This is a genomic window from Pseudomonas sp. BAY1663, assembly GCF_000582595.1.
Lineage (GTDB): Bacteria > Pseudomonadota > Gammaproteobacteria > Pseudomonadales > Pseudomonadaceae > Stutzerimonas > Stutzerimonas stutzeri_AF.
The window spans coordinates 1-12,539 of the sequence record NZ_AZSV01000109.1 but is presented as its reverse complement, the minus strand read 5'-3'; the positions used below and the strand labels follow the sequence as shown (position 1 = coordinate 12,539).

General features: G+C 68.4%; 7 protein-coding genes and 3 pseudogenes. All 10 read right to left on the bottom strand.

Translation table 11 applies throughout. From position 1 onward, the window contains the following. Positions 1-846 (bottom strand): OprD family outer membrane porin (locus tag BAY1663_RS20395; RefSeq protein ID WP_037044380.1); only part of this gene is annotated, 846 nt, incomplete at its 3' end. 72 nt (positions 847-918) lie between these two features. Next, a pseudogene (locus tag BAY1663_RS20390) lies at positions 919-2,483 on the bottom strand (acyl CoA:acetate/3-ketoacid CoA transferase). Positions 2,484-2,851: 368 nt separating this feature from the next. Continuing rightward, positions 2,852-4,543, bottom strand: a pseudogene (locus BAY1663_RS20385) (tannase/feruloyl esterase family alpha/beta hydrolase). Positions 4,544-4,921: 378 nt separating this feature from the next. Further along, entirely contained in the window at positions 4,922-5,320 is a 399-nt protein-coding gene (locus BAY1663_RS20380) for a DoxX family protein (RefSeq protein ID WP_037044378.1), read from the bottom strand. Between the two features lie 138 nt (positions 5,321-5,458). Further along, positions 5,459-6,955 carry a sigma-54-dependent Fis family transcriptional regulator gene (locus tag BAY1663_RS20375; RefSeq protein ID WP_037044375.1) on the bottom strand — a complete coding sequence of 499 codons (1,497 nt, stop codon included), beginning with the start codon at positions 6,953-6,955 and terminating at the stop codon, positions 5,459-5,461. 75 nt (positions 6,956-7,030) lie between these two features. Beyond that, entirely contained in the window at positions 7,031-8,401 is a 1,371-nt protein-coding gene (locus BAY1663_RS20370) for a TRAP transporter large permease subunit (RefSeq protein WP_037044365.1), read from the bottom strand. Between the two features lie 16 nt (positions 8,402-8,417). Then, positions 8,418-9,038, bottom strand: coding sequence for a TRAP transporter small permease subunit (locus BAY1663_RS20365; protein ID WP_037044364.1), 621 nt, complete (start codon positions 9,036-9,038; stop codon positions 8,418-8,420). 103 nt (positions 9,039-9,141) lie between these two features. Further along, positions 9,142-10,227 (bottom strand): TRAP transporter substrate-binding protein, encoded by a 1,086-nt coding sequence (locus BAY1663_RS20360; RefSeq protein WP_037044363.1) that lies wholly within the window; start codon positions 10,225-10,227, stop codon positions 9,142-9,144. A gap of 424 nt (positions 10,228-10,651) precedes the next feature. Then, positions 10,652-11,035, bottom strand: a pseudogene (locus BAY1663_RS20355) (MerR family DNA-binding transcriptional regulator); the annotation flags it as partial. Between the two features lie 80 nt (positions 11,036-11,115). Next, positions 11,116-12,297, bottom strand: a complete 1,182-nt coding sequence (locus tag BAY1663_RS20350; protein WP_037044361.1) for an acetyl-CoA C-acetyltransferase — start codon at positions 12,295-12,297, stop codon at positions 11,116-11,118. Between the last annotated feature and the right edge of the window lie 242 nt (positions 12,298-12,539).

The following is a 12,539-nucleotide window of genomic DNA, read 5'->3' as shown; positions in this document are numbered from 1 at the left end:
GAACATGGCGCCGAAGGTGTCGGCGTCGACGTTGCTGCCGCCGTCGTCGGTCTGGTGCACGTAGCGGATGTCGGTCTTGAGGCTCTGCTTGTCGCCGATCGGCAGCACGTGGACCAGGCCGAGATTGTGCTCCTTGTAGATGCCGTCCAGCCCGCCGTAGTAGTAGCTGGTGCTCAGTTCCGGCGACCAGTTGTAGCGTCCGCCGGCGAAGAGGAACTCGTCGCTGGTGGCGTGGCGGCCGAACTGGATGTTGCGCAGGCCACCATTGAAGGCGGTCATTTCCTCGTTGTCCGAGGAGTTGCGCTGGTTGACCCGGTCGAGCTTGCCGAGGTCCAGCGTGAGGTTCTGGATGTCCTTGCTCTGCAGCCAGGCGCCGCGATAGGTCTGTGGCAGCAGGCGGCTGTCGTTGCGCATGACCACCGGCAGCAGCGGCTGCATGGTGCCGACGTGCAGGGTGGTTTGCGATATGCGCGCCTTAGCGGTGAGGCCCGCCGAGCCGTAATCGTCCTGGGCGCGGTTGGGTGCTTCGCGATCGCTCTGCAGGATGCCGGTGCCGACCCGGTCGGGGCTCGAGTCGAGCTTGATGCCGAGCAGGCCGATGGCGTCGAGGCCGAAGCCCACCGGGCCCTCGGTGTAGCCGGATTCCATTTTCAGCATGAAGCCCTGGGCCCATTCCTCGGCCTTCGACTGACCGTTGCCGGAGCGGAAATCGCGGTTCATGTAGAAGTTGCGCAGGTCTACGCTGGCCTTGCTGTCTTCGATGAAGGCCGCGCTGGCCGGGCTGGTGATGCCCAGTACGGCGCCGGTGCAGAGCAACTGGCAGATGGTGCGGGGGACGTGTTGCATGTGTGCTTCCTCTTGTTGTTATAGCGTTGCGGGGTGTTGCGGGTGAAGTCGTGCCGCGGCTGCCCTTGCGGGCTATCCGGGGATTCGCGTCAGCCGTTCGTGCAGGCCGATATTCCCGAGCAGGAACAGGCGCGGGTCCATGGGCCGCGGCTGGTGGACGATGGGGCGAAGTCCATGCGGGCGAGGATGTCGCGCTCCAGGTCGACGCCCGGGGCGATCTCGGTCAGTTCCAGGCCGTCGCGGGTGAGGCGGAACACGCAGCGCTCGGTGACGTAGAGCACCGGCTGCTCGCGCTCGGCGGCCAGGCGGCCGGCGAAGGTGCGGTGCTCGACCGTGTCGACGAACTTGCGTTGCGTGCCGTCGCGCAGGATGCGCAGGCGGCCGTCTTCGATGCGGATGTCCTGCGCGCCGGCGCTGAAGGTGCCGGCGAACACCACGTGCTTGGCGCTCTGGCTGATGTTGATGAACCCGCCGGCGCCGGCCAGGCGCGTCCCGAAACGGGAGACGTTGAGGTTGCCCGCGGCATCGGCCTGGGCTAGCCCGAGTATGGCGAGATCCAGGCCGCCGCCATCGTAGAAGTCGAACTGGTAGGGCTGGTCGAGCAGGGCGCTATGGTTGCTGGCCGCGCCGAAGTTCAGCCCCGACGCCGGCACGCCGCCGATCACGCCGGGTTCGGCGGTCAGGGTCAGCAGGTCGATCACGCCTTCTTCGGCGGCCACCGCGGCGACACCTTCGGGCATGCCGATGCCGAGGTTGACCACGGCGCCGGGCACGAGCTCCTGGGCGGCGCGACGGGCGATCAGCTTGCGCAGGTCCAGCGGCAGCGGCGCCAGGCTGCCCATCGGAACACGGACTTCGGCGGCGAACGCCGGGTTGTAGCCGGTGGCGAAGGTCTGCCGGTGGTTGGCCGGCTCGGCGAGCACCACGCAGTCCACCAGCATGCCGGGGATCTTCACCTCGCGGGCATTCAGCGAGCCGCGTTCGACGATGCGCTCGACCTGGGCGATCACCAGCCCGCCGCTGTTGCGCGCGGCCATGGCGATGGCCAGGCTCTCGATGGTCAGCGCCTCGCGTTCCATGCTCAGGTTGCCGTCGGTATCGGCGCTGGTGGCGCGGATGATGCCGACGTGGATCGGGACGCTGGGGTAGAACAGGTAGTCTTCGCCATTGATGGCCAGGCGCTGGACCAGTTCGGTGGTGGTGCGGGCGTTGAGCCGGCCACCGCCGAATGCGGGATCGACGAAGGTGCCGAGGCCGATCTTCGACAGCTGCCCCGGCTTGCCGGCCGCGATGTCGCGGTAGAGCTGGGAAATCACCCCCTGGGGCAGGTTGTAGGCCTCGATGCGGTTGTCCACGGCGAGTTGCTGCAGCCCGGGAACGAGCCCCCAGTGGCCGCCGATCACCCGTCGCACCAGGCCTTCATGGGCCAGGTGATTGAGGCCGCGGTGCTGGCCGTCGCCTTGCCCGGCGGCATAGACCAGGGTCAGGCCGCGTGGCGCCCGTTCGGCAAGGAAGCGTTGTTCGAGGGCGATGGCGATCTCTTCGGCGAAGCCGATGCCGACGAAACCGCCGGTGGCGACATTGGCGTCGTCGGGGATGCGTGCCACGGCTTCGGCGGCGGTCATGAGCTTGTTCATGGCTGTGGCTCCGGTTGCGAGCGCGCCATGGACGGGCAGGCGATGAGACGCTGAGCGATGGTCATCCGGCGATCCTTATTGTTGTTCTCGAGCTGCGCTATGCGGCGACAGCTGGCCCGTTCGGCCTGGTTCCCCTGGCAGAGCGAAAGCCGTGCCAGTTAGCGCTTGCGGCGATGCAGACCTTGCGCTAGAGCGGGTTCGCCGCATACGGGCGAGGGGAAGGTGCGCGGCTGGAGGTGTCCGTGCTGCTGGACATGTGCAGGATCGAGGGCGGTTCGGGGCGGGATTGTCCATTCGGCTGGACGTGCCTGCCGGCGCGGGAGCCCGGCGCTACGCCCGTCGGAGGGCATGGCGCCGGGCTTCACCGGTCAGTGCGTGGCGTTGCGGCTGTTCACGCAGACGAAGCTGGAGGCACTGTCGACGTCGCCCTTGCCGATGTACTTCGGCCAGCCCGGATATTCGCACAGCGGCCGGGTACGCCCCGGCACGCCGACGCTGTCGGCGACGATCTGGCGGCGTGGTTCGATGCCGTGCTCGACCCAGTCTTCCAGAGCGCTCAGCGAGTCCCAGGCGGCGTTGAACACCGTGCTGGCGGCATGCGCATAGCCGGGGATCTCGTAGTAGCGCAGGAACCGGCGCGTCTTGCCGGGACCCATGTCGCGGCGCACGCGCTCGTAGTACTCGGCGGTGGCGCGGGTGCTCACCAGTTGGTCGGATGTGCCGTGCGCCATGAGGATCTTGCCGCCGTTGTCGGCGAAGGCCGACAGGTCGGTCTGGTTGACGTCCTGGCGCAGCGACAGCTCGCTGATGCGCGCCAGCCAGGGGCCGGGATTCTGCGGATCGAGCGTCAGCGAGTTGAAGGTGGGATTGCGGGTGACGAAATAGCGCACCCATTCATCCCAGAAGCCGGAATGGTAGGGCGCGCCCTCCTCGAACCCGGTGCCGTGCACCGGCATCGGATAGCTCGGCTGCAGGGTGTTGAGACCGAGGCGGTTGACCACCAGCTGCACGCCGCTGCCGGGCCGGCCGAGATCGGTGCCCCAGGTATTGAAACCCGGGTAATGCGTTTCGCCGCTGGCCAGCGGGAAGTCGAAGCGGATCGGTGTGTCGAATACCCGCAGCGCGCGGATTTGCGCATCCGATAGGCAGCGTTCGGAGGTGCTGGCGCCGCCGGGACAGCGCAGCGGCTTGCCGTCGAGCCTGGCGCGGGCCGGGTCGAAGCGGGCATTGCAGGCGGCCTGGTGGCTGATCACGCCGTCGCGCACACCGTCCAGGCTGTCGCAGGCCTGCATGGCGGCCTCGAGCAATGCGGCGCGCTGCTCCAGGGTGGGGAAGGCACCCGGCGCGGCGAGCGCGCGGGTGATGCGGCCGAATTGCAGGTCCAGCGCCAGGGCGTTGTAGGCCGGATAGAGGACGATGGCGCCGTGGAAGTCGGTCGGCCACTGCTGGACCACCGCCAGCGCCTCGCGGCCTCCGGTGGAGCCGCCGGCGAAGTAGCTGCGCTCGGGGCGCGCACCGTAGTGCCGCTCGATCAGGTAGAGCGCGGCGTCGCGGGTTTTCTTCAGCGCATCGTGGGCATAGTTGGCCAGGGCCTCCTCGTTCCAGGCGAAGGCGCCGGGGCTGGCCGGGTCGGCGACGTGCCCGGAGTCGCTGGCGAACACCGCGTAGCCACGGCCCAGCGGGGTGGGGCGGTCCAGCGGGCCGGCCGGCACGTTGCCGGCGACATTCGGCACGCTGCCGTTGTAACCGCCGCCACCGTACATCATGGCCTTGCGGTTCCACTGCTCGGGCAGCACCAGGCGCATGCGGATGCTCGGGGCGCCGGGATCGAGCGGAAGGATTTCGGCGCTGACCTCGCAATGGGCGCCCTAGGTCTGCGGCGGCGTGCCGCCGGCCACCACCGGCGTGGCCGAGGTGACCTGCGCGCCACTGCTTGGCAGGCCGATGGCGGCGGCGGGAATGCGCAGCGATGCCAGCGCGGCGCAGGAACCGGGGGCGGCCTGCGCCAGGCCGGTGAGTGCCAGCAGGGCCGCGCCGCCGAGGCCGCATAGGCGCTGCATGGAAGAAGCGCGCCTGAAGCGCGGTGAACCCGATGCATTCATGAGAGCTTTCCTTTTGTTGTTGTAGTCGGACATCTCGCAGCGGCGGGCGGTCGTCCACGTGGTGCGCGGTGCGGCCGTTCGCCTCCGCCAGGTGTAGCTAAAGCTGTGCCAGGGCACGCGCTGCGGCGTAACGTCCATGACCGCCGCCGCGCGGTGCTCTGGGCTCGCGTTCGGCGCGATGTCGACGGGATGCAATGGGGGCGTGGCTGTCCGGCGGGGACGACATGTCGGGGTGGATGGACAACGAATTGTCCGGCGCGGCAGGCATGATGGCGTCATGCCTGCCGCGCGAATGGCCACGGGAAGAGGCAGCGGCGCCGCGCCGCCGCCGTCGTGCTAGTTGAAGCGGCCGTGCAGGCCGCCGACGCTCATCCGGCCGGCACCGAGCAGGGCGATCGCCACCGCGCCGAACAGGAACAGCGCCTGCAACTCGATCGCCCAGCCGCCCATCGGCCCTATCGAGAACAGCTCGGCGCGGTGTACCAGCGCCAGGGCGACGACCATGTTGCCGATCATCAGCACGGCGCCGAGGCGCGTGTACAGGCCGAAGATCACCAGCAGCGGGCCAACCACTTCGCCGAGGTAGACGCCATATGCGAGAAAGGTCGGCAAGCCCATGTCGGCCAGCATGCCGGCGATGCCGCCCACGCCGTTCAGCAGCTTGGAAATGCCGTGCAGCAGGATCAGCACGCCCACCGTCAACCTGAGTACCAGCTTGCCTGCATCGTCTGTCATGTCGTCTTTGCCCCCATGACGGCCGCCGGGAGTCGGCGAGCTCATGGATAAAGGTAGAACAGGCCGTACGGCCCTGCACGCCGATGCCGCGCTGCAGCCGGCAGGCTTGAGCCTGCGCCAGGCGCTACCGGGGCGCGTTCAGCGCTGGCTCAGGCCGTGTTGCTGCAGCTTGCTGTACAGGCTCGCACGGGAAATGCCGAGCTCCATGGCGGCGCGCCGGCGGTTGCCCTTGCAGGCCAGCAATGCGCTCTGCAAGGCGCGGCGCTCGGCCTGGGCGAGGGTCTGCGCCAGGGGTTGCAGCGGCACGTTTTCCGCAGGCTCGGTACTTGCCGGCGGCATTGTGCCGACACTGGAGGGGGCCGGTAGCGGGACCGCCGGCGCGTTCTGCTCGCCGAGCAACGGCAGCAGGTGCGCGGCTTCCAGCTGCGGGCCGTCGGCGGCGAGCTGGGCGCGTTCCAGCAGGTTGCCGAGCTCGCGCACGTTGCCGCGCCAGGGTTGCACGCAGAGCAGCGCCAGCGCTTCCGGGCTGAGCTCCATGGGCGCCTGGCCGGAGCGGTTGGCGATGTCGTCGAGCAGGTGCTCGACCACCGCGGGGATGTCGCTGCTGCGCTCGCGCAACGGCGGTACGCGCAGGGCGAGGACATTGAGGCGGTAGTAGAGGTCGTCGCGGAACTGGCCGGCGGCGACTTTGGCTTCCAGGTCGATATGGGTCGCGGCGATGACCCGCACGTTGAGCGCCTTGACCTGGTTGGAGCCCAGCGGCTCGACCTCCTGCTCCTGCAGCACGCGCAGCAGCTTGGCCTGCAGCGGCAGGGGCAGGTCGCCGATCTCGTCGAGGAACAGCGTGCCGCCATTGGCCACCTCGAACTTGCCGATGCGCGCCTTGCGGTCGGCGCCGGTGAAGGCGCCGGGGGCGGTGCCGAACAGTTCGGCCTCGACCAGGCTTTCCGGGATCGCCGCGACGTTGACCGCGACGAACGGCCCGCGCGCCCGCGGCGAGAGGTTGTGGATGCCCTGGGCCAGCAGCTCCTTGCCGGTGCCGGTCTCGCCGCGCAGCAGCACCGTGGCGTCGAGCTGCGCGGCGCGCCGCGCCTGGCGCTTGACCTCGCTGGCCGCCGGGCTGTTGCCGATGAAGCCGGCGATGGTGTAGCGCGCACGGCGGGCCTTGGCCAGTTCGTTCTGGGTGGCCACCAGTTGCGTTTGCAGGCTGGTGTACTTGGCCATCAGCGGCTTGAGGTGGCGCGCGCGGTCGAACAGCACGAAGCCCAGCGCGCCGACCAGGGTGCCGTCCTCGTCGCGCAGCGGAATGCGGGTGACGACGAAGTGCTCGTCGCCGAAGGCCATCAGGTCGAGCATGCTCGGCTGGCCGCTCTCGACCACCTCGCGCAGGCGGCTGGCCGGCAGGACTTCCTCGATCTCCTTGCCGAGCACGTTGGACGGGTCGCGGATGCCGACCTTCTCCGCGTACTTGTCGTTGATCCAGACGATGCGTGCCTGCCGGTTGACCGCGATGGTGCCTTCGCACTGGGCGTTGAGGTGGTCGAACAGCAGCGGCATGGCCACCGCACGGAAGCGCTCCGGGGAGACGCCGATGATCAGGCCGTGGTGGTCGAGTTCGTCGCGGGCAATCGCCATGGGCAGTGAGATCCGTTTGAGTGCGGCCGATTATGGAAGCCCCGACAGCCCCGGGCAAGGGCTGCGGGGCGGGGCTCAGGGCTGGCTGTAGACCTCGTTGGGCAGCCAGGTGGCCAGTGGCGCGAAGTAGAACACCAATGCCAGCCCGATCAGCTGAATGATGATGTACGGCAGCACGCCGAGGTACACGTCGCGGGTGGTGACCTCGGGTGGGCAGACGCCCTTGATGTAGAACAGTGCGAAGCCCACCGGCGGGGTGAGGAACGAGGTCTGCAGGCAGAGCGCGAAGAGGATCGCGAACCACAGCGGATCGACGCCCATGGAGAACAGCACCGGCGCCACCAGCGGCAGGATGATCAGGGTGATCTCCACCCAGTCGAGGAAGAACCCCAGCAGGAAGGTGATCGCCAGCACCGTGAGCAGCACGCCGGTCTGGCCGAACGGCAGGCCGGTCAGCGCCGCGCGGATCACGTCGTCGCCGCCCAGGCCGCGCAGCACGGCGGCGAACACCGTGGCGCCGATGAAGATGCCGAAGATGAACGCCGCGGTGCGGCTGGTCTGGTACAGCGCATCCTTGAGCACCGGCAGGCTCAGGCGGCGGCTGGCCGCGGCCATCAGCAGCGCACCGAAGGCGCCGACCGCCGAGGCCTCGGTGGTGGTGGCGATGCCGAAGAAGATCGAGCCGAGCACGGCGAAGATCAGCCCCAGCGGCGGCACCACGGCCCAGAACACGTCGAGCAGCGCGCGGCCGTCGAGCTTCTGCCGGTTGGCCGGCGCCGGCGCGAAATCCTTCTTCAGCCAGGCGGCGACGACGATGTACAGCACGTACATCAGCGCCAGCAGCATCCCCGGGATCAGCGCGCCCATGAACAGCTTGCCCACCGAGGCTTCCGAGGTGCCGAGGCGGTCGGCCATCAGCACCAGCATGATGCTCGGCGGAATCAGGATGCCCAGGGTTCCCACCGAGCAGGCGGTGCCCACCGCCAGGCTCTTGTTGTAGTTGGCCTGCAGCATCGGCCCGACGGACAGCATGCCGAGCAGCGCCACCGAGGCGCCGACGATGCCGGTGGAGGCGGCGAGCAGGATGCCGACCACCACCACCGTCACCGCATAGCCGCCGCGCAGCGGGCCGAGCACGCGCACCAGGCTGTGCATCAGCCGCTCGGCGATGCCCGAACGGTCGAGCATGATGCCCATGAAGATGAACAGCGGCAGCGCCACCATCAGCTCGTTGGCGACGATGCCGTAGATGCGCGCGTCGAGCACGCCGATGGTGCCGTCCCAGGTGAACCAGAGGTTGGCGTCGAAGTATTCCACCAGCCCGTAGCCGAGCACGGCGAACAGCAGGCCGATGCCGGCCAGCGACCAGGCGACCGGGAAGCCGAGCAGCAGCAGGCCCATGAAGCTGGCGAACATGGCGATGACGAGGATTGTTTCCAGACCCATGATTACGGCTACTCCATCAGGGCTGCGAATGGCCGCGGTCGCGGTCATCCAGAGGGGCCGCCAGGGCCCGTGGGAAATTGAACAGCAGCGTGCTGCAGCGCAGTGCCCTGGAGAACAGCGCCAGCGCCACCAGCGTCAGCCCCAGCGGCAGTACGCTCTTGAAGATGAAACGGTGCGGCAGCCCGCTGGGCGCCTGCGAGCGTTCGTTGTAGAGGTAGGCCTTGTAGGCGTAGGGGATCAGTGCATCGACCATCAGCGCGACCACCGGCAGTGCCAGCAGGGCGATGGCGAGCAGTTCGATCAGCGCCTGGCTGCGCAGGCTGAAGCGTTCGCGCAGCACGTCGACGCGCACATGGTCGTCGCGCACCACGGCGTAGGCGAGGGCGAGCATCAGCGCGGCACCGAACAGGTGCCAGGACAGCTCCTCCAGTGCAATGGAGCCGCGCGCGAGGACGAAGCGGCTGAACACGTTGGCCAGCACCACCAGCAGCACCAGCAGCCAGAGCCAGGCGCTGGCTTCGCCGATGGCCACCAGCAGGCGATCCAGGCGCCGCGAGATGCGGTTGTGCGGCAGCGTGTCGGCATGGGGCGTAGGCGTGGGCGTTACCGCCTCGGGGGACACGGGTTGAAAGGACATGGCGACCTCACTCGGGGCCTGCGCGCTGTTCCGGCTCGGCAGCGCGCAGGCAGCATGAAGGAGGCGGGCACGGCGACGCGCCCGCCGGTTCGGCGCGGGACCGTCAGTCGTACTGGTAGTAGTCGCGCGGCAGGTAGCCCATGCCGTGCCAGATCGAGTGGTGCTGCATGAACTCGCGCTGGCTGGTCAGCACGCGCTTGAACATCTCGTCCTTGGCGGCCATCTCGTCGAGCACCTGATCGGTGACCTTCTGCAGCTCGCGCAGTACCGGCTCGGGCAGCACCTGGGCCTTCACGCCCTGCTTCTGGTAGTCGCGCAGGGCGGTCGGCTGAGCCCACTCGCTCTCGGCGAAGCCCTTGAGGGTGGCCGACTCGCAGCCCATCTCGATCAGCGCGCGGCTTTCCGGCGCGAGCTTGTCCCAGACGTCCTTGTTGACCAGCAGGTGCGAGGTGGTCAGCGTCTGGTGCCAGCCGGGCATGACGTAGTTCTTGATGATCTGGTCCAGGCCCAGCATCTTGTCCACCGCCGGCTGGGAGAACTCGGTGGCGTCGATGGTCTTGCGCTCCAGCGCCTGGTAGATCTCGCCGCCCGGCACCATGGTCACCGAGGCGCCGAGCTTTTCCAGCACCTTGCCGCCGATGCCGGCGAAGCGGATGCGCAGGCCGTCGATGTCTTCCAGCTTCTCGATGGGCTGGGCGAACCAGCCGGCGCCTTCCGGGCCGATGATGCTGCACAGCATCGGGTGGATGTTGCGCGGCGCGTAGATTTCCTCGAGCAGCTTCTTGCCGTCGCCCTGGTAGTACCAGGCCAAGTGCGCTGGCGGCTCCATGTTGAACGGCGCGCCGGAGTACAGCGGCAGCGCCGGGATGGTGCCCTGGTCGTAGCCGATCCAGGTGTAGCCGGCCGGGTACTTGCCGCTGCTCACCGCATCCATGATCTCGAACGGCGGCACCAGCTCGCCCGGCTCGTAGTAGCGCAGCTGGATGTCGCCGCCGGAGACGGCCTTGAGCGAGTCGGAAAGATGCTTGACCGGCGTGGAGAGGCCGATCAGGTGCGACGGGAAGGCCAGCGGCACTTGCCAGCGGATCTTCTCCGCGGCGGCCGCGACGCCGCTGAACAGGCTGGCGCCGAGCAGGGTGGTGGCACCGATGGCACAGGCGAGACGGGAGAGCTTGTTGTTGATCGACATGCAGGTTTCCTTCTTGTTGTTGTAAAGCCCGAGGCAGCCGCGCTAGCCGCTCGTGGCAGAGGGCGCTACGGGCCAGACAAGAACGAAGGCCGAATCGAGATGCCGAGTCAGCGCCAGCCTTGTTCTTGGGTTTGTTCTGGCGTCCAGGCTGACTTAGCAGGTTCTATGCCCGAGTCGCGACAGCCGACGTACGGCGCGCCCTGCCATGGTTTTGCCGGTGCCTGGCGGCGCCGGCCATGTCTGCAATGGCAGACACTTGCGGGGTGCGAGGAGGGGAGTGTCCAGTTTTCCGGAAACTGTCCACTGCGCTGGACGCTCACTGGGAGCGCGGTGCGCCATGGGCACAGCGATGCGTCAGGCAGCGCCGGAGGGGGGCGATGGTCGCGGCGCCGGGGCGGGCCCGGCTCGGCTCAGCTCGCGGTCTTTTCTCGAGGGTCGCCTGCAGGGCGGTACGGCAGCGTTCTTCGGCGGTATCCAGCTCCAGCTGCATCTGCTGGATGTCGAGCAGTTGCTGCTCCAGTTGCTGGCGGCGTTCGGCGATCATGGCGAGCATGATGTTGAGCTGCTTCTGGTTGCCGGCCTTGGGGTCGTAGAGCTCGATCAGCGTCTTGCATTCGGCCAGCGAGAAGCCGATGCGCTTGCCGCGCAGGATCAGTTTGAGCGCGACGCGATCCTTCGGCGAATAGATGCGCTCCTGGCCACGGCGGGTCGGCGAGAGCATGCCCTGTTCTTCGTAGAAGCGGATGGCCCGAGTGGTAATGTCCAGCTCATTGGCCAGGTCGGAAATGCTGTAGGTTTGCTTGGACATGGTACTTCCCGATCATCCTCAGTCGCGCCCGGCGAACCGGGCGCGTGTGTCTGCCAGCATGCCCTGGGGCGACGGCTCGCTCAGGGGCGTTCGATGGCCAAGGCTACGCCCTGGCCCCCGCCGATGCACAGTGTCGCCAGGCCCTTGCGCACGTCGCGGCGCTGCATCTCGTGCAGCAGGGTCACCAGGATACGGCAGCCGGAAGCGCCGATGGGATGGCCCAGGGCGATTGCGCCACCGTTCACGTTGACCTTATCGGCATCCCAGCCCAATTCCTTACCCACCGACAGTGCCTGCACGGCGAAGGCTTCGTTGGCTTCGATCAGGTCCAGCTCGGCCAGCGTCCAGCCGGCCTTTTCCAGGCAGCGGCGGGTGGCCGAGACCGGGCCGATGCCCATGATCGCCGGGTCGACGCCGGCATTGGCGTAGCCGACGATCTTCGCCAGCACCGGCAGGCCGAGGGCCTGGGCCTTGGCGGCGCTCATCAGCACCACCGCGGCGGCGCCGTCGTTGAGGGTCGAGGCGTTGCCGGCGGTGACGCTGCCGTCCTTCTTGAATGCCGCGCGCAGGCCGCCGAGGGATTCGGCGGTGGTGCCGGCACGCGGTTGTTCGTCGCGGGCGAAGGCCACCGGCTCACCCTTGCGCTGCGGGATCATCACCGGGGTGATTTCCGCATCGAAGCGGCCGCTCTCGATGGCGGCGCTGGCGCGCTGCTGCGACTGCGCGGCGAAGGCGTCCTGCTGGGCGCGGTCGATGCCGTACTTGTCGGCCAGGTTCTCCGCAGTGATGCCCATGTGATAGTCGTTGAAGGCATCCCACAGGCCGTCGCTGATCATGCTGTCGATCATCTGCGCGTGGCCCATGCGCAGGCCGGTGCGCGCGCCAGGCAGGACGTAGGGCGCCAGGCTCATGTTCTCCATGCCGCCGGCGATGACCACCTCGGCGTCACCGCAGCGGATCGCCTGGGCCGCCAGGTGCAGGGCCTTGAGGCCCGAGCCGCAGACCTTGTTGAGGGTCATGGCCGGTACCGCGTGGGGCAGGCCGGCCTTGATCGAGGCCTGGCGTGCGGTGTTCTGCCCGGCGCCGGCGGTGAGTACGTGGCCGAGGATCACTTCATCCACTTCGGCCGGGGCGATACCGGTTTTTTCCAGCAGGGCACGGATCACGGTGGCGCCCAGTTCGACCGCCGGCACATTGGCCAGCGCGCCCTGGAAACTGCCGATGGCGGTGCGGGTTGCAGCTACGATAACGACGTCTTGCATGACGGGCTCCGAATAAAAAAGCGTTACGTCGCGACGCAACGCAAAGGACAGGTCCTGGACCTGTCGCCAGGATAAGGACGCTCGCTGGCAGCGAGACGGGCCGGAACACAGTGCGCCGTGGCGGCGGCCTGCCGGCTGGCCCGGGGAGCGGGCGCAGCGGGTCGATACCGCAGTATACGGGCGCGCAGGTGACTGGCCAGTCTCGGCCGTGCCGGCTGTGCGCTGCCGGGGCGAGCGGCGGG

Excerpts from the sequence above, each read along its gene's own strand:
- BAY1663_RS20375 (WP_037044375.1), bottom strand. The coding sequence starts at position 6,955 with ATGGCGATTGCCCGCGACGAACTCGACCACCACGGCCTGATCATCGGC.
- BAY1663_RS20360 (WP_037044363.1), bottom strand. The coding sequence starts at position 10,227 with ATGTCGATCAACAACAAGCTCTCCCGTCTCGCCTGTGCCATCGGTGCC.
- BAY1663_RS20365 (WP_037044364.1), bottom strand. The coding sequence starts at position 9,038 with ATGTCCTTTCAACCCGTGTCCCCCGAGGCGGTAACGCCCACGCCTACG.
- BAY1663_RS20350 (WP_037044361.1), bottom strand. The coding sequence starts at position 12,297 with ATGCAAGACGTCGTTATCGTAGCTGCAACCCGCACCGCCATCGGCAGT.
- BAY1663_RS20370 (WP_037044365.1), bottom strand. The coding sequence starts at position 8,401 with ATGGGTCTGGAAACAATCCTCGTCATCGCCATGTTCGCCAGCTTCATG.
- BAY1663_RS20380 (WP_037044378.1), bottom strand. The coding sequence starts at position 5,320 with ATGACAGACGATGCAGGCAAGCTGGTACTCAGGTTGACGGTGGGCGTG.